General features: G+C 64.9%; 24 protein-coding genes. 12 read left to right on the forward strand and 12 right to left on the reverse strand.

Annotated features, from left to right (window positions below):
• Positions 1-142 precede the first annotated feature (142 nt).
• The 4 genes from AC097O_RS20540 (at position 143) to AC097O_RS20555 (ending at position 5,787) form a co-directional block, all read left to right on the forward strand.
• Positions 143-2,308 (forward strand): putative bifunctional diguanylate cyclase/phosphodiesterase, encoded by a 2,166-nt coding sequence (locus AC097O_RS20540; protein WP_479594704.1) that lies wholly within the window; start codon positions 143-145, stop codon positions 2,306-2,308.
• A gap of 318 nt (positions 2,309-2,626) precedes the next feature.
• Entirely contained in the window at positions 2,627-3,871 is a 1,245-nt protein-coding gene (locus AC097O_RS20545) for a CmpA/NrtA family ABC transporter substrate-binding protein (protein WP_479594705.1), read from the forward strand.
• A 138-nt stretch (positions 3,872-4,009) separates the two neighbouring features.
• Positions 4,010-4,942: a nitrate ABC transporter permease gene (gene ntrB / locus AC097O_RS20550; RefSeq protein ID WP_479594706.1), complete on the forward strand. Its 933-nt coding sequence runs from the start codon at positions 4,010-4,012 to the stop codon at positions 4,940-4,942.
• Positions 4,939-5,787, forward strand: coding sequence for a nitrate ABC transporter ATP-binding protein (locus tag AC097O_RS20555; RefSeq protein WP_315187846.1), 849 nt, complete (start codon positions 4,939-4,941; stop codon positions 5,785-5,787). Before ntrB ends, AC097O_RS20555 begins: the two co-directional genes overlap by 4 nt.
• A gap of 167 nt (positions 5,788-5,954) precedes the next feature.
• On the opposite strand, the gene ypfH is transcribed toward AC097O_RS20555, so the two are convergent.
• Positions 5,955-6,629 carry an esterase gene (ypfH, locus tag AC097O_RS20560; RefSeq protein WP_479594707.1) on the reverse strand — a complete coding sequence of 225 codons (675 nt, stop codon included), beginning with the start codon at positions 6,627-6,629 and terminating at the stop codon, positions 5,955-5,957.
• Between the two features lie 212 nt (positions 6,630-6,841).
• Here ypfH and AC097O_RS20565 point away from each other — a divergent pair, with 212 nt between their 5' ends.
• From AC097O_RS20565 to AC097O_RS20590, 6 genes are all read left to right on the forward strand, one after another.
• Entirely contained in the window at positions 6,842-8,839 is a 1,998-nt protein-coding gene (locus AC097O_RS20565) for an ATP-binding protein (RefSeq protein ID WP_479594709.1), read from the forward strand.
• Between the two features lie 170 nt (positions 8,840-9,009).
• Positions 9,010-9,381 carry a response regulator transcription factor gene (locus AC097O_RS20570; protein WP_479594712.1) on the forward strand — a complete coding sequence of 124 codons (372 nt, stop codon included), beginning with the start codon at positions 9,010-9,012 and terminating at the stop codon, positions 9,379-9,381.
• Positions 9,381-9,839 carry a chemotaxis protein CheX gene (locus AC097O_RS20575; protein WP_479594713.1) on the forward strand — a complete coding sequence of 153 codons (459 nt, stop codon included), beginning with the start codon at positions 9,381-9,383 and terminating at the stop codon, positions 9,837-9,839. The genes AC097O_RS20570 and AC097O_RS20575 overlap by 1 nt, the downstream gene beginning before the upstream one ends.
• Before the next feature lie 36 nt (positions 9,840-9,875).
• On the forward strand, positions 9,876-10,268 hold the full coding sequence (gene mntA, locus AC097O_RS20580; RefSeq protein WP_479594714.1) for a type VII toxin-antitoxin system MntA family adenylyltransferase antitoxin: 393 nt from the start codon (positions 9,876-9,878) through the stop codon (positions 10,266-10,268).
• Complete coding sequence (hepT, locus tag AC097O_RS20585) at positions 10,268-10,657, forward strand: type VII toxin-antitoxin system HepT family RNase toxin (RefSeq protein WP_479594715.1); 390 nt, start codon at positions 10,268-10,270, stop codon at positions 10,655-10,657. Before mntA ends, hepT begins: the two co-directional genes overlap by 1 nt.
• A 170-nt stretch (positions 10,658-10,827) precedes the next feature.
• Positions 10,828-11,616: a hypothetical protein gene (locus tag AC097O_RS20590; protein ID WP_479594716.1), complete on the forward strand. Its 789-nt coding sequence runs from the start codon at positions 10,828-10,830 to the stop codon at positions 11,614-11,616.
• 9 nt (positions 11,617-11,625) lie between these two features.
• On the opposite strand, the gene AC097O_RS20595 is transcribed toward AC097O_RS20590, so the two are convergent.
• From AC097O_RS20595 to AC097O_RS20645, 11 genes are all read right to left on the reverse strand, one after another.
• Complete coding sequence (locus AC097O_RS20595; protein ID WP_479594717.1) at positions 11,626-12,237, reverse strand: PIN domain-containing protein; 612 nt, start codon at positions 12,235-12,237, stop codon at positions 11,626-11,628.
• Positions 12,234-12,662, reverse strand: a complete 429-nt coding sequence (locus tag AC097O_RS20600) for a helix-turn-helix domain-containing protein (protein ID WP_479594718.1) — start codon at positions 12,660-12,662, stop codon at positions 12,234-12,236. The genes AC097O_RS20595 and AC097O_RS20600 overlap by 4 nt, the downstream gene beginning before the upstream one ends.
• A gap of 55 nt (positions 12,663-12,717) precedes the next feature.
• Positions 12,718-15,906, reverse strand: coding sequence for a bifunctional diguanylate cyclase/phosphodiesterase (locus tag AC097O_RS20605; protein ID WP_479594719.1), 3,189 nt, complete (start codon positions 15,904-15,906; stop codon positions 12,718-12,720).
• Positions 15,907-16,055: 149 nt separating this feature from the next.
• The gene (locus tag AC097O_RS20610; protein WP_479594720.1) at positions 16,056-16,742 is read right to left on the reverse strand and encodes a helix-turn-helix transcriptional regulator; all 687 of its coding nucleotides are present in this window, start codon (positions 16,740-16,742) and stop codon (positions 16,056-16,058) included.
• Positions 16,743-16,810: 68 nt separating this feature from the next.
• A complete protein-coding gene (locus AC097O_RS20615; protein ID WP_479594721.1) occupies positions 16,811-17,281 on the reverse strand; it encodes a GyrI-like domain-containing protein in 471 nt (156 codons plus the stop codon).
• The gene (locus AC097O_RS20620) at positions 17,278-17,727 is read right to left on the reverse strand and encodes a DUF1801 domain-containing protein (protein WP_479594723.1); all 450 of its coding nucleotides are present in this window, start codon (positions 17,725-17,727) and stop codon (positions 17,278-17,280) included. Before AC097O_RS20620 ends, AC097O_RS20615 begins: the two co-directional genes overlap by 4 nt.
• A complete protein-coding gene (locus AC097O_RS20625) occupies positions 17,709-18,134 on the reverse strand; it encodes a PIN domain-containing protein (RefSeq protein WP_479594724.1) in 426 nt (141 codons plus the stop codon). Before AC097O_RS20625 ends, AC097O_RS20620 begins: the two co-directional genes overlap by 19 nt.
• The gene (locus AC097O_RS20630) at positions 18,131-18,364 is read right to left on the reverse strand and encodes a FitA-like ribbon-helix-helix domain-containing protein (RefSeq protein WP_479594725.1); all 234 of its coding nucleotides are present in this window, start codon (positions 18,362-18,364) and stop codon (positions 18,131-18,133) included. The genes AC097O_RS20625 and AC097O_RS20630 overlap by 4 nt, the downstream gene beginning before the upstream one ends.
• Positions 18,365-18,427: 63 nt before the next feature.
• Positions 18,428-18,832 (reverse strand): VOC family protein, encoded by a 405-nt coding sequence (locus AC097O_RS20635; RefSeq protein WP_479594726.1) that lies wholly within the window; start codon positions 18,830-18,832, stop codon positions 18,428-18,430.
• Between the two features lie 163 nt (positions 18,833-18,995).
• Positions 18,996-20,747 carry a bifunctional protein-serine/threonine kinase/phosphatase gene (locus AC097O_RS20640; RefSeq protein WP_479594728.1) on the reverse strand — a complete coding sequence of 584 codons (1,752 nt, stop codon included), beginning with the start codon at positions 20,745-20,747 and terminating at the stop codon, positions 18,996-18,998.
• Positions 20,748-20,759: 12 nt separating this feature from the next.
• Positions 20,760-21,989, reverse strand: a complete 1,230-nt coding sequence (locus tag AC097O_RS20645; protein ID WP_479594730.1) for an ANTAR domain-containing protein — start codon at positions 21,987-21,989, stop codon at positions 20,760-20,762.
• A gap of 379 nt (positions 21,990-22,368) precedes the next feature.
• Between AC097O_RS20645 and nirB the strand changes: the two genes are divergently transcribed.
• A complete protein-coding gene (gene nirB / locus AC097O_RS20650; protein WP_479594731.1) occupies positions 22,369-24,813 on the forward strand; it encodes a nitrite reductase large subunit NirB in 2,445 nt (814 codons plus the stop codon).
• Positions 24,814-24,879: 66 nt separating this feature from the next.
• Complete coding sequence (gene nirD / locus AC097O_RS20655) at positions 24,880-25,260, forward strand: nitrite reductase small subunit NirD (RefSeq protein WP_479594732.1); 381 nt, start codon at positions 24,880-24,882, stop codon at positions 25,258-25,260.
• Positions 25,261-25,265 lie beyond the last annotated feature (5 nt).

Genomic DNA, 25,265 nt, shown 5'->3' on the forward strand with positions numbered 1-25,265 from the left:
GTTTTGAAATAAAATATGCCGCTTGCGCCCTAGCTGATTGCACGAGCAGCTACTTATTCAATAGCAAGACTGCCGCACCCCAGGGTGAAGCTACCGGTTCTTGCCCCTCCCCTTTTTCATGCCGCCCTTGCCAACGTCCTCTGTGGAAACTGCCCTCGCTCCCGCCGCCCGTTCGCACCACGCCAGCCCCTTGCTGGCGCGGTCGATGAACCTGCACAAGGTGCTGGACACCCTGGTCAACAACCTGGAAGGCATGGCCTACCGCTGCCTGCCCGACGTGCACTGGACCATGCGCTTTGTCAGCCAGGGCTGCTACAAGCTCACCGGCTACCACGCGCTGGAGCTGATCGACAACCAGGCCGTGTCGTGGGAGCGCATCACCCACCCGAACGACCGCATCCGGGTGCGCGCCGAGATCCTGGCTGCCGCCGCTGCCGACCAGCGCTTCACCGTGCACTACGCCATCCAAACCCGTGGTGGAGCCGTGCGCCGCGTCAAGGAGCAAGGCGTGATGGTGATCGACGAGGGCGAGCAGCAGGTACTGGAAGGTTTTATCGAAGACGTGACCGAGGGCTTTGTGACCCTGGAGGCGCTGGCCCATGCCGAAGCCCGCTACCGGCAGATTTTTGAGCATGCGCGCGATGGCATCTTCCAGACCTCGCAAGAGGGCCGCTACCTGTCGGCGAATCCGGCGCTGGCCCGGCTGTACGGCTACGACACCGCCGAGGCGCTGATGGCCGACATGGCCGACATCGACCGCCGTCTGTACGTGCAGCCGCAGCGGCGCGAGCGCTTCCAGAAACTGATGGCCGCCCACGGCGAGGTGCGCAACTTCGAGTCCGAGGTGTACCGGCGCGACGGCAGCACCATCTGGATTTCGGAAAACGCCCACAGCGTGCGCGATGCCCAGGGCGCGTTCGTCTGCTTCGAGGGCACGGTGCAAGACATCACCGAACGCCGCAGCCAGCGCGAACAACTCGAGCGCCAGGCCAACTACGACGGCCTGACCGGCCTGGCCAACCGCAACCTGCTGCGCGACCGCATCGGCCCGGCCATCGCCCACGCCGAGCGCATGGGCCTGTTTCTGGCCGTGGTGTTCATCGACCTGGACCACTTCAAGCTCATCAACGACAGCCTGGGCCACGACGCGGGCGACCAGTTGCTGGTGGAGATTGCCCAGCGCATGCGCAACTGCGTGCGCGCCAGCGACACCGTGTCGCGCCACAGCGGCGACGAGTTTGTGCTGCTGCTCAACGAGCACTTCCGGGCCAACAGCGTGATCTCGCACCTGCAGCGCGTGCTCAAGCAGATCAACCAGCCGGTGAGCTTGTTGGGGCGCGAATTCCAGGTGGGCGCCAGCATGGGCGTGGCGCTGTACCCGCAAGACGGCGACGACGCGCAAAGCCTGCTCAAGCACGCCGACGTGGCCATGTACGCCGCCAAGGAGCGGGGCCGCAACAACTTCCAGTTCTTCACCCCCGAGCTGAACAAGGTGGCCGACGAGCGGCTCGACCTGGCCACCGCCATGCGCGCCGGGCTGGAGCACAACGAATTCACCGTGGCCTTCCAGCCCAAGGTCGACCAGCACCGGCGCATCGTCGGCGTGGAAGCCCTGGCCCGCTGGCACAGCGCCAGTATCGGCGTGGTGGGGCCCGACCGCTTCATTCCGATCGCCGAAGAAACCGGGCTGATCGGCGAACTCACCGAGCTGATCCTGCGCCAGGCCTTTGCTGCCGCCGCGCAGTGGGACGGGCCGCAGGGCGCGCACCTGGTGATCGCCGTCAATTTGTCGGCGCGGCTGTTTTTGGCCGACGACCTGGTGCTGCGCATGGCCGCCCTGGTGCGCGCCAGCGGCCTGCCGCCCGAGCGGGTGGAGCTGGAGATCACCGAAGGCGTGTTCCTGGACGACAGCGCGCGCGCCATCAGCGTGCTCAACGCCTTCAAGGCGCAGGGTTTCCGGGTGGCGATGGACGACTTTGGCACCGGCTATTCCAGCCTGTCGTACCTGCGCCATCTGCCGCTGGACACGGTGAAGATCGACCGCTCGCTGGTCACCGACATCGAGTCCGATGACGACGTGGCCATGATCGCCCGCGCCATGGTCAGCCTGTGCCAGAACCTGCGCAAGACCGTGGTCGCCGAGGGCGTGGAAAACCAGGCCCAGTTCGACCTGCTGCGCAGCCAGGGCTGCGACGAATTCCAGGGCTACCTGCTGGCCAAGCCCATGGCCAACGCCGCCTTTTGCCAACTGCTGGCGCAAGACGGTGGCTTCATCCGCGCACCCTCGCCCGCCAAATCCAGCCGCTGAAATGGTGCACTGCACAAGAACAGTGCAAAACCTTTGCTTACAAACGAAATAGGCCTCTAGCGCTTATTCCATAAGCACAAGCAGCTACTAATAGAGTAGCAAATCAGTGCCCACCCCACCTGGCACGGTGCTTGCATTACCAGACCAAGACCACCGATGGTCCCATGGCAGCGAGCACCCAATGGCGGGTGCCCAACGCCACGTATTCGGACAAAGGCGTCCCCACCCGTTAGAGGCTGCAACCTGCAGCGCGCTGCGCGGTGAGGACGCCTTTTTTCGTTCTGGAACCACTTTCGTTTCAATCTTGGGAGCCCTTTGATGACCGACCTTTTGAAGACCAAACTCAGCCGCCGCTCGGTGCTGCAAACCGCCGCCGTCGGTGCCGTGGGCATCAGCCCCGCCCTGCGCGCCCTGGCCTATGCCCAAGGCTCCGACAAGCCCGAAAAAGAAGAAGTCAAAATCGGCTTCATCCCCCTGACCGACTGCGCCAGCGTGGTGATGGCCTCGGTGCTGGGCATCGACAAAAAATACGGCGTGAAGATCATCCCCAGCAAGGAAGCCAGCTGGGCCGGTGTGCGCGACAAGCTGGTCAACGGCGAGCTCGACTTTGCCCACGCCCTGTACGGCCTGATTTACGGCGTGCACCTGGGCCTGAGCGGCCCCAAGAAAGACATGGCCGTGCTGATGACCCTGAACCAGAACGGCCAGGCCATCACCTTGAGCAAAAAGCTGGCCGAAAAGGGCGCGGTCGACGGCCCCGGCCTGGCCAAGCTGATGGCCGCCGAGAAGCGCGAATACACCTTTGCCCAGACCTTCCCCACCGGCACCCACGCCATGTGGCTGTACTACTGGATGGCGGCCCACGGCATCAACCCCATGAGCGATGCCAAGGTCATCACCGTGCCGCCGCCGCAAATGGTGGCCAACATGCGCGTGGGCAATATGGACGGCTACTGCGTGGGCGAGCCCTGGAACCACCGCGCCATCATCGACGGCATCGGCATCACCGCCACCACCACGCAAGACATCTGGAAAGACCACCCCGAAAAGGTGCTGGGCACCACCGGCGAATTCGTCAAGAAGTACCCCAACACCGCCCGCGCCGTGACCGCGGCGATTCTGGAAGCCGGCCGCTGGATCGATGCCGGCCTGGCCAACAAGAACAAGATGGCCGAAACCATCGCCGACAAGAGCTACGTCAACACCAGCGTGGATGCCATCAACCAGCGCATTCTGGGCCGCTACCAGAACGGCCTGGGCAAGACCTGGGACGACCCGAACTACATGAAGTTCTACAACGAAGGCACGGTCAACTTCCCGTTCCTGTCCGACGGCATGTGGTTCATGACCCAGCACAAACGCTGGGGCTTGCTGAAAGACCACCCCGACTACCTGGCCGTGGCCAAGCAGATCAACCAGATCGACATCTACAAGCAAGCCGCTGCCGCCAGCAAAACGCCGGTGCCCAAGAGCGACATGCGCAGCAGCAAGCTGATGGACGGCGTGGTCTGGGACGGCAAGGACCCTAAAAAGTACGCCGACAGCTTCAAGGTCAAAGCCTAGGGCTTGGCTCCCCCCCAGGCTGCGCTGCGCTTCGCCAACCCCCTACCGGGGGCGATACCAGTGGCCTGGCAAAGCCAGTTCCACGGTATCCACGAATAAGTCCACCGCTCTCATCTGTCACATCCCCAGGAGAAAACCATGGTCAGTGCCGTATTCCATTCCCCCCGCGATGCATCGTTTGATGCCTCCGACAGTCCACCCGCTCCCAAAATGCTAGCTGCTACCGCCCAAGACACCAGCGCTAGCGACCTGAAAGACGTAAAAATGGCGACTCCCAAAATGCCTTTTGACTGGCGCGGTTTCTGGCGCCAGGTGGTGCCGCCCGTCCTGGGTCTGGGCCTGCTGATCGGCATCTGGGCGATTGTGTCCATCACCACCGCCAGCAACATCCCCTCGCCGTACGAGACCTTCCAGCAGGCCGTGGTGCTGTTCAGCGACCCGTTCTACCGCAAGGGCCCGAACGACCAGGGCGTGGGCTGGAACGTGCTGGCTTCGCTGGAACGGGTGGCACTGGGCTTTGGCCTGGCGGCGCTGGTGGGCATACCAGCCGGTTTTGCGATTGGCCGGTTTGAGTTCATGGGCCGCATGTTCAACCCGCTGATCAGCCTGCTGCGCCCGGTGTCGCCGCTGGCCTGGCTGCCGATTGGTTTGATGGTGTTCAAGGGTGCCAACCCCGCCGCCATCTGGACCATCTTCATCTGCTCGATCTGGCCCATGGTCATCAACACCGCAGTGGGCGTGCAGCGCGTACCGCAGGACTACATGAACGTGGCCCGCGTGCTGAACCTGAGCGAATGGAAGATCGTCACCAAGATCCTGTTCCCCGCCGTGTTGCCCTACATGCTGACCGGCGTGCGCCTGGCCGTGGGCACCGCCTGGCTGGTGATCGTGGCGGCAGAGATGCTGACCGGCGGCGTGGGCATTGGCTTCTGGGTGTGGGACGAGTGGAACAACCTGAACGTCAAGAACATCATCATCGCCATCTTCGTGATCGGCATCGTCGGCCTGATGCTGGAATACGCCCTGATCAAACTGGCCACCGCATTTACTTTTGAAGAGGTGAAATCATGAACCCCACCCCCGCCAGCCTGAGCACCAAGTACATCGAAATCCAGGGTGTCGAGCAGACCTTCAAGACCGCCAAGGGCATCTTCCCGGCCCTGCGCGACATCAACCTGACCATTGCCAAGGGCGAATTTGTGGCGCTGATCGGCCACTCGGGCTGCGGCAAGTCCACCCTGCTGAACCTGATTGCCGGCCTGACCGACCCCACCAACGGCACGCTGCTGTGCGCCAACCGCGAGATCAAGGGCCCCGGCCCCGAGCGGGCGGTGGTGTTCCAGAACCACTCGCTGCTGCCCTGGCTGACCTGCTATGAGAACGTGTATTTGGCGGTAGAGCGCGTCTTCGGCGCGGCCAACAAGTCCACCGGTGCGCCGTCAGAAAACAAGGCCCAGCTCAAGGCCCGCACCGATGCAGTGCTGGCCCTGGTGGGCCTGACCGCCGCCGCGCAAAAGCGCCCCGGCGAAATCTCGGGCGGCATGAAGCAGCGCGTGGGCATTGCCCGCGCCCTGAGCATGGAGCCCAAGGTCTTGCTGATGGACGAGCCCTTTGGCGCGCTGGACGCACTGACCCGCGCCAAGCTGCAAGACGAGCTGCTGGCCATCGTGCAAAAAACCCACAGCACCGTGGTCATGGTGACCCACGACGTGGACGAAGCCGTGCTGCTGAGCGACAAGATCGTGATGCTGACCAATGGCCCTGCCGCCACCATCGGCGAAGTACTCAGCGTGAACCTGCCGCGCCCGCGCAACCGCGTGGAACTGGCCGACAACGCCGACTACCAGGGCTACCGCAAGGCGGTGATCGACTTCTTGTACACCCGGCAGGCCCACGTAGAAAAAATTACTGCGTAATTTTTTGGCTCACCCCCAGGCTACAGTGCTGCGCATCTTTCGCCAACCCCCTTGCTGGGGGCAACACCAGCAGCCTGGCAAAGCCAGTTCTGCGGTGTTTCTGGAAGGCGCGCGTTCAGTCTGTAACAGGCGGGGTGTATAGCCGCATCCACGGCCTGTATGTGGCCTCAGGGTTGGGGTGGGCTGCTCTGCGCAGCCTGCTCCCAGATGCGCTTGGGGATGTGGCCCTTCAGCCGCTCAATCAGCAGCTCCACCACCTCCTCATTCACGGCATGCCCCAGGAAGGGGATCACATCGGCGGTGATGTCACCACCCAGGCGCACCAGCCGCTCGGCTGCGGCGACCGTGTGGCCATAGGCCACCACCTCGTCGCTCTTGCCATGGATGAAGTGCAGTGTGGTGGTGGCCGGTGCCTGCTCTGGCAACTGGGCAAACCGCCCCGACAGCGCCACCACGCGGCCCGCCAGGGGTTCTGCTAGCTGGGTGGATTCGAGTGCCATGATCGCGCCCTGCGAAAAGCCCACCAGGGCTGTCTCGGCATGCGTCAAACCGGTGCGCTGCTGCCAGCCGCGCACCGTGGCCACGAAGCGCGGCAGGGTGTCGGCTATGCGCTGCGGGCGGTTGTCATCGCTGATGCCTTGCACCGAAAACCATTGGAACCCCGCACCCAGGTCGGAGGCATCCGGCCCGGCCACGCAGACCACCGCCGCCTGCGGGAACTCCAGCGCCAGCCGCTGGCCCAGCAGCACCAGGTTCTGCGGCGTGCCGCCCACGCCATGGAACAACAGAAACAACTGGCGCGGCGCGCTGGCGGGCATTTGAACGGTGATGGATGCGGGCATGGAAGGGATTCAGAAAAATGGGCAGCCGGGCATGTTAAACGGTGTGCGCTGACCACCCCATTCTGGTGCAGCCCATGGCCCGCAGGCTGGCCCTGTTATTGCCTGTTCTGTGCATGCCCCCTACTTCATTTACTACAAAAAAAGTAGCTACTCACGCCGATGGTATAAGCACGGAAAGCCTTTTCTCCTTAGGAAAGTACCGCGACATTGTTTTGGCGGTAGCGCTGTTTCTGCTGTTCGACCTGGGCGTGCTGGTGCTGAACTTTGCCACCTCTTACCAGATCAGCGAAGACGCGCACAGCATCAACCTGGCAGGCCGCCAGCGCATGCTGTCGCAGCGCTCGGCCAAGGCCTTGCTGGTGGTGGAAGCCGCCCGTACCAAGGGCCAGGCCGCACCTGAAGCCCTGGCCGAGCTGCGCGATGCCGTCAGCCTGTTCGATGCCACGCTGCAAGGCTTTGTGCATGGTGCCATCGTTCCCAGCGGCAGCGGCAAGCCGGTGTATCTCAAGCCCGCCGTAGACCCCGCCGCCCTGCAGGCGTTACAGCAGGCCCAGGCCCTGTGGAGCCCGTTCCAGCGCGCCCTGTCCCCGGTGCTGAATGGCCAGGCCAGCGATGCCGAGCTGCACGCCGCCAGCGCTTACGCCCAGGCCCACAACCAGGAACTGCTGGGCCTGATGAACCGCCTGACCACCGCATTGGAGGCCACCGCCTCCCAGCGCGCCACCACCCTGCGCCAGGTGCAGACGGCAGGCATCGTGCTGGCACTGCTGAACTTTGCCTTCATCCTGTTCAAGTTTTTGCGCCGCCTGCGCCGCCTGGACGCGGGCATCGAAGCGGTGACCCGCGAGAACCAGGAGATCCTGGCCAGCGTGCGCGAAGGCCTGTTTTTGATCACCCCCGACTTCCGGCTCGGCTCGCAGGTATCGCAATCGGCCCAGGCCCTGTTTGGCCGCCCGCTGCGGCCCGGCGACAGCTTCTTCGACCTGCTGGCCAGCATGGTGGACGGCAAGGTGTTGGTGGATGCCCAGGACTACGTGGCCCTGCTGTTCGCCCCACACGTCAAAGAGGCGCTGGTGCAAGACATCAACCCGCTGCTGGAGGTGCAGGCGCTGGTGAAAAACCGGCTGGGGCAGACGGTGCCGCGCACCCTGGCCTTCCGCTTCAACCGGGTCCACACGGGTACGGGTGCGGGCACCGCCATCGCCCACGTGCTGGTCACGGTGCAAGACATTTCCGACCGCACCCTGCTGCACACCCAGTTGCAGGCCGAACGCCAGCGCTCGCAAAAAGAGCTGGCCCTGCTGCTGGCAGCCTGCGAGACCGACCCGGCCCTGCTGCGCCAGTTTGTGGCCCGCTCCGAGGCCAGCCTGCTGGAGATCAACGACCTGCTGCGCGGCAGCGCCCAGGGCCGGCCTGCGCTGCGCCATGCGCTGGACCAGGCCGCCCGCCGCATCCACGCGCTAAAGGGCGACGCGGGCGCGCTGGGGCTGGACTCGCTGGTGCACCAGGCCCATGCGTTTGAGTCGGCCCTGCTGCTGGCCCGCAGCGACGACAGTGGCGACCCCCTGCTGGCCCTGCCCTTGCCGCTGGAGGCGCTGCTGGGCCGCATGGCCGCATTGAAAAGCCTGGCGGGCATCCAGCGCGACAGCCGCATGGCGAGCAATGGCTTGAACGCGGCACTGACCCGGCTCGCCACAGACACCGCCAGCGCCCTGGGCAAACGCGTAGCCTCCGCCGTGCAAATGGAGCACCAGGCCGAACTCGCCTCGGATGCGGCCGATCTGGTGCGCGAAATCTGCACCCAGCTGGTCCGCAACGCCGTGGCGCACGGCATCGAAGCACCCGCCACCCGCCAGGCCTGCGGCAAGGCCGCCACAGGCCGGCTGGAAGTGCAGTTAGGCAGAAATGGCACGGAATGGATCTTGCGTGTACGGGACGATGGCCGGGGCCTGAACGCCAGCAGCCTGCGGCAAAAGTTGCTTGACCTGGGCTGGTACACCGCCCGCCAGCTGGAGAGCTTCAGCGACCGCCAGATCGTTGGCCAGATCTTCAAGCCCGGCTTCTCTACCGCCGATGCCGCCGATGTGCATGCCGGTCGTGGGGTGGGGCTGGACATGGTGCACGCCAACGTGCAGCGCCTGGGCGGGCGCTTGACGCTGGCCTCCACGCCGGGGCAATTCACGGAAATAACGGTTCGATTTGAAGTTTGAAATGACACCTACCACGCAACCGACAGAACGCACACCTTCCAGGAATACTGTGGAACCGACTTTGCCGGGCCACTGGTATTGCCCCCTGCATGTCGCATCGGTTTTGGCAAACCGATCCGAGGGGGGTTGGCGAAAGATGCGCAGCACTGCAGCCTGGGGGTGAGCCAAATATGCGCCTTTTGGTCGTAGACGACTCCAACATGATCCGCACGCGCATCAGCAAGATCGTGCAAGACGGTGGCCTGGGCAAGATCGCGCTCGTCGGCCTGGCACGCAACGGCGTAGAAGCCCTGCGCATCGCCAAAGCCACCCAGCCCGATGTGGTGACCATGGACCTGACCATGCCCGAGATGGACGGCGTGGAATGCATCCGCGAAATGCTGCGCCTGCTGCCCCACACCCGCATCCTGGTGGTCAGCGCGCTCAACGACAAGGCCACCGCCATCGCCGCCCTGAGGCTCGGCGCACGCGGCTTTGTGGCCAAGCCCTTTACCGACGACGACTTGCGCCTGGCCCTGCTCGACGTGACCGAGGGGCCATGATGCAAACCCTGTCCGAGACCGAACTCCGGCTTTTCGTGGACTCGGTGCGCCGCTACTTCGACACCACCACCGCCCAGACGCCGCAAATCACCTCGGCCTTTTTGGGCACCGCCCCCGTGCCCGGCCACCAGTTCACCGGCATAGTGCAGTTCTCGGGCAGCTTCCACGGCCAGGTGCTGGTCTCCATGCCCGGCCCCTTGCTGCGCGATCTGCTGGTGCTGCAGCACGCCACCGACTTCAGCGATGCCAACCTGCTCGATGCCGTAGGCGAAATCGCCAACACCCTGGCCGGCAACGCCCGCAAAGCGCTGGGCACGGGCCTGCACATCTCCGTGCCCACCACCCGCCAAGGCAGCGCCCCCCTGCCCCCCACCGTGCGCCCCCACCCCTACGCCATCACCCTGCGCTGGAACCACCAGCCCGCGCTGGTGCTGGTGGATATGGAGCGGCGGGAATAGACCAGTTTTCAAGCCAACTGGGCCGATAATCGAGCGATGCCGACCACCGAACTCTCTGCCCTCCGCGACGCGCTGCACGCCCATGGCGGCCTGCAGTTGGTGATGGTGTTTGGCTCGGTCGCCCGCCATACCGCACGGGCAGACAGCGACATCGATGTCGCCGTTCTGGCAGACACCCCGCTGGACCCCGAGAGAAAAATGCGCTTGGTGGAAACCATCGCGCGCACCACGGGCCGGGCCGTGGACCTGGTCGATCTGGCCACCGCAGGCCAACCGTTGGCAGGCCAAATCCTGCAACACGGGCAGCGCCTGCTGGGCACCGCTGCCGCACAGGCCACCTGGGCCACCCGCACGCTGCTGGATGCCAACGACTTTTTACCCTACGTGCAGCGCACTCTGGCCGAGCGGAGGCTGGCGTGGATAGGCTAGTGTTGGAAAGCAAACTTGAATCCTTGCGCCGCTGCGTTGCCCGGGTGCAAAGCAAATGCCCGAGCACGCTGCAAGCACTGGTGGATGACATGGATACGCAAGATGTCATCGTGCTCAACCTCAGCCGCGCAGTACAACTCTGCGTAGACATTGCCATGCACCACCTCAGCGACTCGGGTGCCGCCATTCCCCACACCATGGGAGACGCGTTTGTGGCGCTGCAACAGCAGGGCCTGATAGATGCCACGCTGTGCGCCCGCATGCGTGGCGCAGTGGGATTTCGCAACCTGGCCGTGCACAACTACGATGCCATCAACTGGGCCATCGTGTTCGCCATCGCCCACACCCACCTGGACGACTTCCGCGCCTTTGCCAAAGCGATGCTGTAGGTAAGCCCACCCAGAGGATTTAAATTCTTTAGGCTGCTACCGCTTATTCCATGGGCGGTAGCAGCTCTTAAATTTGTAGCTATTGCATCGCAATGCATCGCCATCGACGAGCCCCCGCTTAGGTCTGGGGATGGGGCAGAATCATCCGCATTGCCTCACCATTACCGCCCATGTCCACCAAGCCCCCCTTGCGCCCGCACCTGGTCCGCCCCTGGGCGCTGATGCGCACACAACAGCAGTTGCAGCAGCACGGGTATCCGCGCCTGCAGATGGCGCTGCTGGTGGCGCTGACGGGGCTGTCGGGCTTGCTGGCCTCTTTTGTGATGCTGGGCCAGGGGCTGACATCCATGGCGCTGCGCTACCCGCTGGCTTTGGCGCTGGCCTACCTGGTGTTTTTGGGGCTGCTGTGGCTATGGCTGCGCAGCCGGGCAGACGACTATCTGGACGCGACCGATTTGTTACCCGATGTGCCCATTGGCCCCAGCGGCAACCTGCCTGCCATGCGCAGCGGCTCGGGTGGCGACTTTGGGGGTGGCGGTGCCACGGCTTCTTTTGACACCACGGACAGCATCCTCCCGCCCAGCCTGGAGGCAGCGCCCACGGTAGAAAAAGGTTTTGGCGATGCCCTGGGTACGGTCGCCGAAGCGGAAGAGTGGGCCATTCCCTTGGTGGTGTTGCTACTGGGCGCAGGCCTGGCTTTGTCGATGCTGTATATGGTGTACGCGGCGCCCGTGCTGTTCGCCGAACTGTTGCTCGACGGCGTGCTGTCGGCTTCGCTGTACCGCCATCTGCGCGGCCTGCAAAGGCAGCACTGGCTTACCTCGGCTTTGCGCCGCACCGCGCTGCCGTTTGTGCTGACCGGCATCTTTCTGTGCCTGTGCGGATGGGCCATGCAGGGCTATGCGCCTAGTGCCCACTCCATCGGTGGCGTGCTGCAACATGCGCACCGCATCCCATAGCGGCACCAGCTACAGATCCAGCGTTCCGTTTGCGTGCTGCACGCGCAACGCAGCGGCAGTCAGCGTTTGCCCATCGCCAGCCAATTTATCCAACAACGGCTCGACGGCGGGCGCTGTTCGCAACGACAGGCGAAACGCCCGAAAAGCCGCTGCAAACGGCATGGGCGATTGCTGTAGCAGTGCCAGCAGATACGGATCGGCCCGCTTCACCCCAATGCCCAGCGCTGCCAGGTCTTTCACCCGGTAGTCGCCCACGTTATGGCTGATCAAGGCTACTGTCACTGTCCCCGGATAGGCTTTGGCATGCAGCAGGTAGTGGGCGCAGGCGGCCACGTGGATGTCCTTGGCCGACCGCACAGCCGCCGCCACCGGTTTGAAATGTGCCTGCACCGCCCGCGTGGACACCATGGCTTGCGGCAGTGCAGCCTCCATCCGGGCCCTATTGGCGTGGGCGTCGGCCAGGGTCGCTTTGCGCCCGGTCTGCACCAGTGCGCGGGCCAGCTCGTCCAGGATCAACGGGCTCCAATGCAGTTTGAGCGCGCCGTGGTAGTCCAGAAAAATCAACAGCGCCCGCGTCGTCGCCCCAAACAGCACGTCGGCATCGGCCACGACGGGGTTCACAGACCGATCTCGTCCCCAAGCCCGTGGGCGAATGCCGTCATCGCTGCTTGTCGGCTAGCCTGCTGCCCGGTTTGCCAGTCCAGCACGGCACTGCGCAGCACGCGGCGCTGGTTGCCGACCTTTTGGTGCAGGGGAATCTGGCCAGCATCAATGAGCTTTACGAAATACGGGCGCGACACGCCCACCAGTTGTGCGCCCTGCTCGGTGGTGAGTACCGCATCGGCTGAAGCTTGGCTCGGTTGTAGTGGGCGTTTGGCTGCAGGCACGACCTGCACGACCGGCACCATCTGGACCGACAGCATGGCCATGAAATCGGCCCGGATACTTTCCAGCTGTGCCGCCGAGGCGTTCACGTGTTTGCGCACGATCTGCACCAGCGGATCGGGATTGACGGCGATGGGGAGTGGCAAGGTAGCGGTGGTCATGCCACTATTTTAAACCGTTTACTCGAAATATGCGAAACCCTCGAAACCCCAGCACTCACCCCCGCATCCGCCCCATCGTCCCCACAAAGGCCTCAAACTCGTCCACCGGCAGCGGCTTGCTGAACAGATAGCCCTGGTAGGCGTGGCAGCCCTGGTGGGCCAGGAACAGGCGCTGGGCTTCGGTTTCCACGCCTTCGGCCATCACGGCCAGGCCCAGGCTGTCGCCCAGGGCGATGACCATTTTGGCGATGGCGGCATCGTTGGGGTCGGTGAGGATGTCGCGCACAAAGCCCTGGTCGATCTTGAGCTGGTCCAGCGGCAGCAGCTTGAGGTGCGACAGCGACGAGTAGCCGGTGCCGAAGTCGTCCAGCGAAAAGCCCACGCCTACCGCCTTGAGCGCGTCCATCTTGGTGATCACCCCTTCGATATGGGCCACCAGCATGCTCTCGGTCAACTCCAGTTTCAGGCGCTGCGCTCGGGCACCGGTGCGCGCCAGCACGGCCAGCACCTGGTCGACAAAGTCGCTCTGCTGGAACTGGCGCGGGCTCACGTTAACGGCCACCGTGAGGTGGGCAAACGCCGGCCGCGTGGCCCACTGCGCCAATTGGGTGCAGGCGGTTTCCAGTACCCACAGGCCCAGCGGCAGGATCAGGCCGGTATCTTCGGCCAGCGGGATGAATTCGGCCGGAGACACCATGCCGCGCTCGGGGTGCTGCCAGCGCACCAGGGCCTCCACGCCGGTCAGCTCGGCCTCGCCCACAATTTGCGGCTGGTAGTAGAGCTGCAGCTGGTGGCCCACCAGGGCTTCGCGCAGGCCCATCTCCAGCGCGGCGCGGGCGGTTACCACGGCCTGCATGTGGGGGTCGAAGAAGCGCAGGGTGTTGCGGCCCGCGCTTTTGGCCTGGTACATGGCCAGGTCGGCGCGCTTCAGGGGTTCCTCGATGCCTTCGTCGAGCTCGCCAAACAGGGTGATGCCGATGCTGGGCGTGCTGTGGTGCACGGCCCCGGCGATGGCGAAGTTCTGGTTCAGCACGGCCAGGATTTTTTCGCCCACGGCCTCGGCGTGGGTGACGGCATCCAGGGTGTGCTGGCCCAGGTCTTCAAGCATCACCACAAATTCGTCGCCACCCAGGCGGGCCACGGTGTCGCCCTTGCGGATGCAGGTGGACAGGCGCCGGGCCACCTCTTGCAGCAGCAGGTCGCCCATGTGGTGGCCGTAGCTGTCGTTCAGGGTTTTGAAGTTGTCCAGGTCAACAAACAGCAGTGCGCCATGGCGTTTGTCGCGGGCGTGGTTGGCCATGCTCAGGGCCAGGCGGTCCATCAGCAGGCGGCGGTTGGGCAGGCCGGTCAGGGGGTCGAAGAAGGCCAGGTTCTGGATCTGGTCTTCGGCGGCCTTGCGGTCGGTGATGTCGGTGAAGGTGTCCACGTAATGCGTCACCTGGCCGTGCTCGTCCTTGATGGCGGTGAGGGCAAACCAGCCGGGAAACAGCTCGCCATTTTTGCGCCGGTCCCAGATTTCACCCTGCCACGAACCGCTGCGTTCCAGGCTGGCCAGCATCACTTCGAAAAACGCCGCATCGTGGCGGCCCGAGCGCAGCAGCTCTGAGGGGGTCTGCCCCACGGCCTCGTGCGCGGCATAGCCGGTGATGTCGGTAAACGCCTGGTTGACCCGCAAGATGCGCCAGTTGCCGTCGGTGACCAGCATGCCCTGCTGCGACTCGAAGGCGGTGGCGGCAATGCGCAGCTCGACCTCGGCCTGCTTGCGCCCGGTGATGTCGCTGAGCACGGTGTGCACCGCCTTGGCACCGTCGTACTGGATCGGCGTGCCCTGCACTTCCACGTCGATCAGCGTGCCGTCCAGCTTGAAAAAGCGCAAGGCCACCACGCCCACGCGCTGCCCACTTTGGGCCACGTAGCGCGCCCGCTGGTGCGCCAGCGCCAACGATTCGGGGTGCAGCAGATCGGCCATGTACCGCCCCACCAGATCCTGGGGCGAGGCGGCACCAAACAGCAACACTGCGGCCGGGTTGGCGTAAACGATGCAGTCCTCCACATGCACCACCACCGCCTCGGGGGACCATTCCACCAGGGTGCGAAAGCGCTCCTCGCTGTCGCGCAGGGCGTGTTCGCGCTCCCCCAGCGTGTCCAGCAGGTGGTTGAGCCCGCCGATCAGCTCGCCCACCTCGTCGTTCTGCTGGATGGCCAGCGGCTGCGGGGGTAGCTCGCGCTGCTCCGGGTCGGCCAGCCGGGCCAGGGTATGCACGGCTTCCAGCATCGGGGCCAGTTGGCGGCGCAGCATCCACCAGGTGAGCACCCCGGCCAGCAGGGTCAGCCCCAGCGTGGCCAGCAGCATGCGCTGCTGCATGGTACGGATGGGGGCAAAGGCCACGTCGGTGGGCAGCACGGCGGCCACCGTCCAGCCCGATTCGGTGAGCTGCTTGCTCGACACCAGCACCTGCACGCCCTCGCGGTTGCGCATCAGGCTGAAGCCCTCGTGGCCTTGCAGGATGTAGTCGGTGACCGGGTCGGCACCCGGTGCGGGCAGGGTCTCCAGAATGCGGGCCTTGTCGCTGGCGGTAACGATCTGCCGTGACGCGGGCGCCAGAAAGAAAATGGCACCGGTCTTGGCGTAGCGGTTGTCGGTGATGCGATCCAGAAAGTTGCGCCGGTGCAGGCTGGTCAGGCCCACCAGCACGCCCGCCACCGCGCCCTCCCCATCCACGATGGGCACCGCCACCGGCACCACCGGGGCCTGCAGCGGCGGGTAGAAACTGGGGTGGCCCACGCTGGACTCGCCGCGCTGGAAAGCCGCCCGAACCGCATCCTCGCCCACCGGCGTGCCGGGCACCCAGCCCACGGGCAGCCCATCGGCATGCAGGGGCCGGCCATCGCGCCCGTACAGAATAAAGCCGCCGTTGAACAGGCTGACCAGCACCGGGCGCGTATCCAGGTAGCTTTGCAGTACGCCCCACTGCGCAGGCGGCGTGTGGGTGAGCATGGAGGCCAGGGTGGCCAGGGGGCGCAGGCGCTGCTCCAGCTCGCTGTCTACCGCCACGGCGGCGGCGCTGACGGCGGCCACCTGCTGCTCGCCCAGCATGGCCGTCATGTCGTCACGCAGCACATCGCTGGCGTAGAAAGACAGCGACCAGATGCCCGCCAGAAAGATCGCCAGCGTGCTCAGCGTGATGCGGGTTTTCAGCGAGCGCCACGGAAACACCCGGGGCGCGGCAAGATGGCTACTCAACATTCCAATCCATGCAAAACCTCTCCGGTGGCCGGGGCTTCAAACCTCAGAAAGTTACGATTTGTATCGACGTAGCCGAACTGTAACCGCACACCGTCCACACGCCGCGCCAGAAGCCCTACCGGCGCATCCGAAAGCCCGTCAAGCGATCAGCACGCCACCGTGCGCAAAAAGTCGGCCAGAGTGCGCCCGGCCTCGGGGCGGAATGGCGTGTCCAGCACCGCCACGCTCTGCATGCGGTCCACGCGGAAACTGCGAAAGTCCTGCCGCACCTCGCACCAGGCCACCAAGGTCCAGGTGCGGCCCCAATAAAAGCAGCCCAGCGGCTGCACCGTGCGCTGGCTGCTGGCCTCCTTGGCATCGAAGTAGTCCATGTGGATCTTGCGGCGCAGGCCGATGGCCTCGCGCAGGGTTAGCAAATGGGCCCGCACCGGGGCGGTGAGGCCGTTGTAGCTGCTGGGCGGCGCGTACAGGGCCAGGCTCTCGGCGGCCACACGGGCGGCGGGCGGCAGGATGGACAGCATCTTGCCCAGAGCGTCCTCCGCCGCCAGGGCCAGCGCCGCATCCAGCCAGGGCTGCGACAGCCGCACCGCCGCCACCAGCGCCTTGGCCTCCTCCTGGCTAAACATCAGCGGCGGCAGCTCGAAACCCGCGCCAAACCGGTAGCCCACGCCCGGCTCGCCCTCGATGGGCACGCCCTGGCGCTGCAAGTCGGCCACGTCGCGGTACACGGTGCGCTCGGAGATTTCCAGCCGCTCGGCCAGAAACGCCGCCGTCGACAAGCGCCGCCCGCGCACCAGCTGCACCAGGTGAAAAAGGCGGTCGGCACGGCGCATATTTACAAGCCTTTTAAGCTTCTAGCGCTTACTCCGTAAGCGTGACAAGCTATTAAAACCATAGTGCATCAACCTGCATCCTGCACGCCGATGTAGATGGCAATCCGCCCTTCCCCGCTGTACTCCTCAAAGTCGCTGCCATAGCGGCGCGGGTGGGCGGGCTGGCCCTGGAAGTGCTGCCACACGGCCGCCCACAGCGCAATCACCGTGGCCGGCATGGGCCCCTGGGCCTCGAACACCAGGTAGGGCCCCGCGGGCACGGTAATGGCCTGCAACCCCTCGGGCACCTGGGTGGCCTGCACGGCAGCGCTCACATCGAACGCGCCCATGGCATCGGACTCATAGCCGCTGTACACGCCGTACAAGGCCGATTGGGGCGTGTAGCCGGGCACCGACTGCGCCACCCGCTCCGAGAAGAACCGCTGCCACAGCGGCGCGATTTGCGCCGTGGCGGGCGAGAACTCGGCCGCGTTGGTAGTGCGGGTGGTGATGCCCGCCAGGTGCAGGGGCTGGTCGCGGTGGACAAGGTGGGGGGTCATACGGGGGCCTTTTTTGCAAGATGGTAGGTGAGCGCCATGCCAATGCAGAACTGCAAGGTAGCGGTCGGCACTGGGTCGCCGGTCTGCAAGACGATGGCGCGGTTGCCTTCAAAGCCAAAGTCGTGCGGAAACAGGGTTTTGAACTGCTCCACCAGCCGGGTCTGGCAGTGGAAATACACCGCGTACTCCTCCGGGCGGCGCGCATCCCAGCCCAGCCGCACGGTGCTGCCGCTGCGGGTGTGCGGCGTGAGGTAGGCGGGCTGGCCCCACTTCAGCGTTTCCTCCAGCGGCCCCACCCCCGGCGTGCGGGCCGCCACGTCAAACACCATCTGCCGCAGCGCCAGCAGCTTGCGCCGCACGGGTGGCGGCCAGGCCTGGAAGACGGCCTCTACACAGGGGTCGGTGAAGGCTTGCATGGGGGGCTTGGTCAAGGCTGGGCCAGCCATGGGTTCAGTACCTCCACCCCAGTCCCCTCAAAGTCGCGCACATTGCGGGTGGCCACGGCAAAGCCGTGGGCCGAGGCGATGGCGGCGATGGCGGTGTCGGCAAAGGCCAGGGGCTGGCCCGCAGCCTGGGCGCTGGCGTGGATGCGGGCGAAGGCTTCGGCGGCGGGGCGGTCAAAGGGGAGCACGCGGCCTTCAAACAGCGGCAGGATTTGCGCGTCCAGGGCCTGCTGCAAGGCGGTGCGCCGCCGCCCGGCGGGCAGCAGCGCCACACCGGCCAGCAGCTCGGCCAGGTTGACGGTGGTGAGGTACAGGGTGTCGGATGCCTGGGCATCGAGCCAGTCCAGCACCTGGGGGTCGGGCACTGGCTTCAGGGGCTCGGACAGCACGTTGGTGTCGAGAATGATCATTCGAACTCCGCCGGGGCTACGGGGGTGGAGTCGCGCCGAATGTCCAGCTCTACGCCGCCCAGGCTGCGCCCGATGGCCGACAGCGCCGTGCCCATGCCCAGCCGGGGCCGCACCGCCGCTTCCAGGATGGCGCGTATCTCCGCCTCGGTGCTGCGCCCGTGCTGCAGGGCGCGCAGCTTGAGGGCGCGGTGGGTGGCTTCGGGGAGGTTTCGGACGGTGACAGCGGACATGCGGCGCTCCTGTGCAATCGGCGTAAATGATATCAAATATACCGATTGATGGCACTTTAATCCTTACTCAGCCATCGCGTGCAGGCCCACGCGGTTGCCGTCCGGGTCCTGGATATGGGCGATGAAGCCCATGCCCGGCGGCAGCGCGGTTTTGGGTTTGAGCAGCTTGGCATCCAGGGTCTGGGCGCGGGACAGGGCGGCGTCGATGCTGGGCGAGCAGTCCAGGTAGACCAGGGTGCCCTCGGTGCTGGGCTGGGACGTGTCGGCCCCGCTTTGCAGGCAGCCTTTCACGCCCTCGTCGGGCGCGGTGAAGATGGCCAGGGTGTAGTTTTGGCCGCCCATGGGAAAGGCTTCGCGGTGCAGGGTTTGGGCCAGAACGGTCTCGTAAAACGGCTGGGCACGGTCGATGTCGGTGACGGGGATTTCGAACCAGCTAATCGCGTTAGGGTTGGCGTTGGGGTTGGACATGGTGGAAGGCCTTTCGTTGCAGTTAAAGAAGACCTGCATGGTGCCTACCTGCTGCTGACAACGGTGTGTCAGTAGGCCTGCATGGCCGCATCCAAAGCTCTCAAAACCATAGCTACAAAAGTCCATGCGACTGGCGTAGACGGCCTAAAAAACCCCTAAATCTTCATTTCGGCAAGAACAGCAACCAGAACACCAGCAGCACGTTGAACAGCACCGACACCACCAAGGCCAGCTTCCAGATGGAAGTAGGGTCGCGGTGCAGCAGGGGCGACGGGGCCGGGGCGGTCAGGGGGCGGGACGCGCCGCGCTCCAGGGCCAGCAGGAATTCTTCGCCGGTCTCGAAGCGCTGGCGCTTGTCGCGGGCCACGGCTTTTTGCACCACGTGGTCCAGCCAGATGGGGATTTCGGGGTTGTGGCGGCTGGGCGCGATGGGGTCGCGGTAGTAGCGACCCACCTGGTAGGGCAGCACTTCGCCGTAGGGCAGCTTGTGGGTGAGCAGCTGGTACAGCGTCACGCCCAGGGCGAACAGGTCGCTCTGGGTGGTGGGCAGCTCCTCGGCTGCGTCGCCACCGAAAGCACTGAAACCCCACTGCTCGGGGTTCACGTAGCTGGGCGTGCCCGCGTGCAGCTTGCGCATGGCCTCGGGCTCGCGGCCGGTGAGGGCCACGCCCAGGTCGAGCAGGCGCAGCACGCCGTCTTCGCCCTGGTGCAGGTTGGCGGGTTTGATGTCGCGGTGGATGACGTTTTGCTGGTGCAGCCTCCCCAGGGCCTGGGCCACCTGGCGGGCGGCGCTGACGGCCTGGTGTACGGTGAACTTGTTCTGCCGGTCCAGCATCTGCTGCAGGGTTTCGCCACTGTGCCAGTCGTACAGCAGGTAGAAGGCACTGGAGGGTTGGCCGGTGGCGCTGTTGACGGGATGGGTGTCGTGCAGGGCCACCAGGTACTCTGCCGCGCGGCTGGAGCCCATGCGCTTGGCCAGCCAGGCTTCGTGGGCCAGCATGGCGCGCTCTTGCGGGTCGTGGGCACGGCTGGGGTGCAGGGTTTTGAGGGCGTACAGGGCCTGGGTAGTGGGATGGCGTACTTGCACGACGACGTTGATGCCGTTGTCGGCCACGGGGGCGGTGACGGTCAGGCCGTCGATCTGGTCGCCGACGCGGAACGGGCCGGGGATGGGCAGCGCCCGGGCGGCGCGGTTTTCGTCTTCCAGCGTGGCATCCAGCAGGCCCAGCACACGCACCACGATGGCGGTGACGTTGTCCTGGCTACCGGACTTAAGGGCGGTGTGGACCAGGCTCTCGGCGGCAGTTTTGGCATCATCCCCATGGGCCAGCGAGGCCATTTGCGCGTCGTCGAGCACGCCGTGCACGCCGTCGGTCAGCAGCACAAACACATCGCCCACCTGCAGGTCGCCCTGGAAATAGTCCACCACCAGCCGGTCGTCCACACCCACCGAGCGCAGCAGCTGGTGGCGCAGGTCGGGGTGGTCGGGCACGTGGTCGTGCGTGAGCTGGGTGCACAGGCCGCCGCGCAGCAGGTAGGCGCGCGAGTCGCCCACATGGCCCACCGTGTACGACTGGCCGCGCAGCACCACCGCCGTCAGGGTGGTCAGGCCCAGGGCCGGTTTGCGGCGGCGGTTGATGCCCGCCAGCCAGGCGTTTTGCGCGCCGATGATGCGGTCTAGCGCGACCGTGGTGTCCCAGGTTTCGGGCGTGGAGTAGTAGTCGCGCACCAGGCTGGTCACCGTGGTTTGCGCGGCCTCTTTGCCCATGCCGCCGGTGCTGACCCCATCGGCCAGGGCCACGATGCAGCCCATGTCCACCTGGCCCGGCTCGGGCAGCATGGCGGCGCAGAAGTCTTCGTTGACGGGCTTGGTGCCCGCCAGCGAGGTGAAACCGATGTCGAGTTGGAAGGCCATACGGTAAGGGGCTTAGCCCATCAGCATTTGCATGCTGGTTTCATACTGGTTGGAGAGCTGCTCGTACACGTCCAGCAGCTCTTCGCTGGCCTGCGCCAAGCCCTCCGGATGCTGCAGTGCTCTGCTGCCTGCCTGCAACTGCTGCCAACCTAAAGCGGCGGCCTCCAACAGGCGGCGGATCTCGGGCGTGCCCAACGGGACTTGCTGCAGGTAGGTTTGCGCCTGGTCAAAAGCCGCCTGGGCCTCGGCCATGGCCACCGCGCCGGTAGGCCCCAGCAGCGCGCACTTGGCAAAGCGCTGGCACAGCATGCGCTGGCGGCCTGCGGTGTTGAGGATGTGCAGCGGGGGCGCGCCGCCGGAGCTCTCCAGCGCGGCGGTCAGGCGCTCGGCTTCCTGCAAGAGCTGCTCGGCCAGCGCGTCGATGGCTGGCGTGGCCTGCGCCGGAGCTTGCAGGGCCTGTTTCAGGCGCGCCCAGGTCTGCCCTGCCCGCTCCACCAGGTCGCCAAAGGTGGCTTGCGACAGGCTTTTGCCCAGCAGCGCCAAATTGGCATCCACGCGCTGGATGGACTCTTGCAGCAGTGTGCGCTGTGGGCTACCGGCCAACTGCAACAGATACAGCTTGACCAGGCGCTGCGACAGCATGCGCAACTGCCCGGCGCGGTTCACGCCGTCGGCGTACAGGGCCGAATGGACGATGCTTTGCGACACCTGGCCCAGGCGCTGGTTGGTGTGCATGGAGGCGCTGCGCAGGATGCGAAAGGCATCGTCGTCCGACAGATGCCGGGCGCGCATCAGGATGCCTTTGGCGCGGTCTACCACCTTGCGCTCTTCAAAGCGGGTGGTGGCATCCTGCAGCGCCTGGCGCAGGCCGCGCTCGTGTTGGAAGCGGGCCTGGGCCAGGTGCACCAGCGCACGCAGGCGCTGCGGGGCGTAGCCATCGACGATGTAGGCGTGCACGCCGCTGGCTACGCCGCTCTGGATGTGCTCGGCATCGGCATCCCCAGTGAACAGCAGCACGGCGCAGGGGGCGGTGTCGGCCAGGGTCTGCAGGAGTTTGAAGAAGGCCGCATCCGGGCGGGCCAGCTCGCACACCAGCACATCTGGTGCATGGCGCGCCACGCCGTGCACCAACTTATGGCGGTCGGTGACCTCGTCCAGCAGGTCCAGGCCGGCGGCTTGCAGGTGGGCGGCCTGCACCGCCCCGGCCCCCAGCTTCGCCCCAAAAAACAACACAGATGTCATGCAAATCAACCACTTAGAGAGGAATTAGGAGCCCTTACAGCAGCACAGCAGACCCACCAGAGGCCATGCCAAAAGGCGGCCCATCATATGGCACAAGTTTTGCATAGTTCACAGCGGGCGTAACGAAGCGCCCAGCCGTGGCCAGAGCGCTGCGGAGACTGTACACAACGCCGTGTGCACGCATGTATTTTTAAGAATGTGCTCTTGCGCACGTTCTGTCGGGGCCGCACCGGCCTAGGCAATTTCGTATTTTTCTCTCTTATTTTTTTATGCCACCGCAGCGTGGCCAGTTCTGGCGCTTTTTCCAGGTCTGGCACATAGCTTGCGCTGGGGCCCCTCGTTTAGCACTGCAACGTCAAAGCATTTCTGGAGTACCACGATGAAAAAATCCAAATTGGTGATGGTCGGTAACGGCATGGCCGGTGTGCGCACGATTGAAGAGCTGCTCAAGGTGGCGCCGGACCTGTACGACATCACGGTTTTCGGTGCCGAGCCGCACCCCAACTACAACCGCATCCTGCTGTCCCCCGTGCTGGCCGGTGAGCAGACGCTGGACGAGATCGTGCTGAATTCGTGGGAGTGGTACAGCGACAACCACATCACCCTGCACGCCGGTAAAAAAGTCACCGAGGTAGACCGCGTGAACCGCGTGGTGCGCGCCGTGGCCCCCGATGGCAGCGTGGTCGAGGCCGAATACGACCGTCTGCTGATGTGCACCGGCTCCAACCCCTTCATCCTGCCCATCCCCGGCAAGGACCTGAAGGGCGTGATCGCCTACCGCGACATTGCCGATACCAACGAGATGATCGATACCGCCACCAAGTACAAGAACGCGGTAGTCATCGGCGGTGGCCTGCTGGGCCTGGAGGCTGCCAACGGCCTGATGCTGCGCGGCATGACCGTGACCGTGGTGCACGTGAACGAATGGCTGATGGAGCGCCAGCTCGACAAGGTGGCGAGCCAACTGCTGCAAAAGTCGCTGGAGGGCCGGGGCCTGCAGTTCCGCCTGGGCGCTCAAACCCAGGAGCTGGTGGGTGGTGAGGATGGGCGTGTGACGGCCATCCATTTCAAAGACGGCACCGAGCTGGCCACCGACCTGGTGGTGATGGCCGTGGGCATCCGCCCCAACACCGAGCTGGCCGCCAGCATGCGCCTGCACATCGACCGCGGCATCGTGGTCAACGACACCATGCAGACCGTGACCGATGGCCGCATCTACTCGGTGGGCGAATGCGCGGCCCACCGGGGCATTGCCTACGGCCTGGTGGCCCCGTTGTTCGAGCAGGCCAAGGTGGCGGCCAACCATCTGGCCGAGTTCGGCATTGGCCGCTACATGGGGTCGCTGACCTCCACCAAGCTGAAGGTCACCGGCATCGATTTGTTCAGCGCAGGCAACTTCACCGGCGGCGAAGGCACGGAAGAAATCGTCATGAGCGACCCGTTTGGCGGGGTCTACAAAAAGCTGGTGCTCAAGGACGACAAACTCATCGGTGCCTGCCTGTACGGCGACACGGTGGACGGCAGCTACTACTTCAAGCTGCTGCGCGATGGCCGCAGCATCGGCGAGGTGCGCGACCGGCTGATGTTTGGCGAATCCAACATCGGCGACACCGGCCACGAAGGCCACAGCAAAGCCGCCACCATGCCCGACAGCGCCGAAGTCTGCGGCTGCAATGGCGTGAACAAGGGCACCATCTGCAAGGCCATCAAGGAAAAAGGCCTGTTCACCCTGGAAGAAGTCAAAAAGCACACCAAGGCCAGCGCCTCCTGCGGCTCGTGCACCGGCCTGGTGGAGCAGATTTTGATGTTCACTGCCGGTGGCGACTACTCGGCCACGCCCAAGACCAAGGCCATCTGCGCCTGCACCGACCAGGGCCACCAGGCGGTGCGCGACGCGATTGTGAAAAACAAGTTTTTGACTATAGCCACGGTGTTCACCAGCATGGGCTGGAAGACCCCCAACGGCTGTTCCACCTGCCGCCCGGCTGTCAATTACTACCTGATTTCCAGCTGGCCCAAGGAGGCCAAGGACGACCCGCAAAGCCGCTTCATCAACGAGCGCAGCCACGCCAACATCCAAAAGGATGGCACCTACTCGGTGGTGCCGCGCATGTGGGGCGGTGAAACCAGCGCCAGCGAGCTGCGCCGCATTGCCGACGTGGTGGACAAGTACAAAATTCCCACCGTCAAGGTCACCGGCGGCCAGCGCATCGACCTGCTGGGCGTCAAGAAAGAGGATTTGGTCAACGTCTGGAAAGACATCGGCATGCCCAGCGGCCACGCCTACGCCAAGGCACTGCGCACGGTGAAAACCTGCGTGGGCAGCGAGTGGTGCCGCATGGGCACGCAAGACAGCACGCAAATGGGCAAGGACATGGAGCGCGCGATGTGGCGCATGTACGCCCCGCACAAGGTGAAGTTTGCCGTGTCGGGCTGCCCGCGCAACTGCGCCGAGTCGGGCATCAAGGACGTGGGCGTGATCGGCGTGGACAGCGGCTGGGAGATGTACATCGCGGGCAACGGCGGCATCAAAACCGAGGTGGCGCACTTTCTGGTGAAGGTGAAAACCTCGGCCGAGGTGCTGGAGTACACCGGAGCGTTCTGCGAGCTGTACCGCCAGGAGGGCTGGTACCTGGAGCGCACCGTGCACTACGTGGCCCGGGTCGGCATGGAACACATCAAGCAGCGCATTCTGGAAGACCACGCAGGCCGCAAAGCCCTGTGGGAGCGCCTGCAGTTTGTGCTGGACGGCGAGCCCGATCCCTGGTTTGACTTGCCAAATGCGCAGGTCGATACCCGACAGTTCACAGCATTGACAGCCTGAATTTATAAAAAATCGGCCCCTAGCGCTTATTCAATAAGCGCAAGCAGCTACGAAAGGAATAGCAAAATGAGCGAATGGAAAATCATCTGCCGCGTCGATGACATCCCCGTACTCGGTGCCCGCCGCGTCAGCCGCGCCCAGGGCATGGATGTGGCCGTGTTCCGCAACGCCCAGGACGAAGTATTTGCCGTACTCGACCGCTGCCCGCACAAAGGCGGCCCGCTGAGCCAGGGCATCGTGTTCGGCACCAGCGTGGCCTGCCCGCTGCACAACTGGAACATCAATCTCAAAGACGGCTGCGTGCGCGAGCCCGACGTGGGCTGCACCCAGAAGTTCAGCGTCAAGGTGGACAACGGCAACGTGCACCTGATGCCCGAAGAGCTGGCCACGCTGGCGCTGGAATTTGTGCCGACCACCGCCGGACCCAAGACTTTGCAATCCGCTTGAATTCA

Source organism: Rhodoferax sp. LS1P39 (assembly GCF_056521425.1).

What these genes read in the sequence shown, in the direction of transcription:
- AC097O_RS20545 (WP_479594705.1), top strand. Translation starts at nt 2,627, where the DNA reads ATGACCGACCTTTTGAAGACCAAACTCAGCCGCCGCTCGGTGCTGCAA.
- ntrB (WP_479594706.1), top strand. Translation starts at nt 4,010, where the DNA reads ATGGTCAGTGCCGTATTCCATTCCCCCCGCGATGCATCGTTTGATGCC.
- AC097O_RS20555 (WP_315187846.1), top strand. Translation starts at nt 4,939, where the DNA reads ATGAACCCCACCCCCGCCAGCCTGAGCACCAAGTACATCGAAATCCAG.
- ypfH (WP_479594707.1), bottom strand. Translation starts at nt 6,629, where the DNA reads ATGCCCGCATCCATCACCGTTCAAATGCCCGCCAGCGCGCCGCGCCAG.
- AC097O_RS20570 (WP_479594712.1), top strand. Translation starts at nt 9,010, where the DNA reads ATGCGCCTTTTGGTCGTAGACGACTCCAACATGATCCGCACGCGCATC.
- AC097O_RS20575 (WP_479594713.1), top strand. Translation starts at nt 9,381, where the DNA reads ATGCAAACCCTGTCCGAGACCGAACTCCGGCTTTTCGTGGACTCGGTG.
- mntA (WP_479594714.1), top strand. Translation starts at nt 9,876, where the DNA reads ATGCCGACCACCGAACTCTCTGCCCTCCGCGACGCGCTGCACGCCCAT.
- AC097O_RS20590 (WP_479594716.1), top strand. Translation starts at nt 10,828, where the DNA reads ATGTCCACCAAGCCCCCCTTGCGCCCGCACCTGGTCCGCCCCTGGGCG.
- AC097O_RS20600 (WP_479594718.1), bottom strand. Translation starts at nt 12,662, where the DNA reads ATGACCACCGCTACCTTGCCACTCCCCATCGCCGTCAATCCCGATCCG.
- AC097O_RS20610 (WP_479594720.1), bottom strand. Translation starts at nt 16,742, where the DNA reads ATGCGCCGTGCCGACCGCCTTTTTCACCTGGTGCAGCTGGTGCGCGGG.
- AC097O_RS20615 (WP_479594721.1), bottom strand. Translation starts at nt 17,281, where the DNA reads ATGACCCCCCACCTTGTCCACCGCGACCAGCCCCTGCACCTGGCGGGC.
- AC097O_RS20620 (WP_479594723.1), bottom strand. Translation starts at nt 17,727, where the DNA reads ATGGCTGGCCCAGCCTTGACCAAGCCCCCCATGCAAGCCTTCACCGAC.
- AC097O_RS20625 (WP_479594724.1), bottom strand. Translation starts at nt 18,134, where the DNA reads ATGATCATTCTCGACACCAACGTGCTGTCCGAGCCCCTGAAGCCAGTG.
- AC097O_RS20630 (WP_479594725.1), bottom strand. Translation starts at nt 18,364, where the DNA reads ATGTCCGCTGTCACCGTCCGAAACCTCCCCGAAGCCACCCACCGCGCC.
- AC097O_RS20635 (WP_479594726.1), bottom strand. Translation starts at nt 18,832, where the DNA reads ATGTCCAACCCCAACGCCAACCCTAACGCGATTAGCTGGTTCGAAATC.
- AC097O_RS20640 (WP_479594728.1), bottom strand. Translation starts at nt 20,747, where the DNA reads ATGGCCTTCCAACTCGACATCGGTTTCACCTCGCTGGCGGGCACCAAG.
- AC097O_RS20645 (WP_479594730.1), bottom strand. Translation starts at nt 21,989, where the DNA reads ATGACATCTGTGTTGTTTTTTGGGGCGAAGCTGGGGGCCGGGGCGGTG.
- nirB (WP_479594731.1), top strand. Translation starts at nt 22,369, where the DNA reads ATGAAAAAATCCAAATTGGTGATGGTCGGTAACGGCATGGCCGGTGTG.
- nirD (WP_479594732.1), top strand. Translation starts at nt 24,880, where the DNA reads ATGAGCGAATGGAAAATCATCTGCCGCGTCGATGACATCCCCGTACTC.